Below are 724 nucleotides of genomic sequence, written 5' to 3' on the forward strand. Positions count from 1 at the left end.
AATACCGGTGATCTCTGAAGTCGTACCCCCATTCGACCATTGGTAAGTATAACCTGGCGTTCCACCTGAAACGGTGATGCTTGCTTTACCTGTTTTGTCTCCGAAACATTTGATGTCTGTCTTATCTGTTGTCGCTACCAGTTTCGTCGGTTCAGTCAGGGTCACACTACCGGTAATCGTACATTTGTTCGCATCCGTTACCGTTACCGTATAAGTCCCTGCACCAATGCCGGTGATCTCTGCCGTTGTACCCCCATTCGACCATTGGTAAGTATAACCTGGCGTTCCACCTGAAACGGTGATACTTGCTTTACCTGTCTTATCTCCGAAACAGTTGATGTCTGTCTTATCTGTTGTCGCTACCAGTTTCGTCGGTTCAGTCAGGGTCACACTACCGGTAATCGTACATTTGTTCGCATCTGTTACCGTTACTGTATAAGTGCCTGCACCAATGCCGGTGATCTCTGCTGTTGTACCGCCATTCGACCATTGGTAAGTATAACCTGGCGTTCCACCACTTACGGTGATGCTCGCTTTACCTGTTTTGTCTCCGAAACAGTTGATGTCTGTCTTATCTGTTGTCGCTACCAGTTTCGTTGGTTCGGTCAAGGTCACACTACCGGTAATCGTACATTTGTTCGCATCCGTTACCGTTACGGTATACGTGCCTGCACCGATACCGGTGATTTCTGCTGTTGTACCCCCATTCGACCATTGGTAAGTA

The 724-nt window shown here is 47.9% G+C and carries 1 protein-coding gene; it reads right to left on the minus strand.

The features are described from left to right. Positions 1-724 (minus strand): SprB repeat-containing protein (locus tag ACYVFA_RS23700; RefSeq protein ID WP_460474349.1); only part of this gene is annotated, 724 nt, incomplete at both ends.

This window comes from Emticicia fontis (assembly GCF_054779675.1).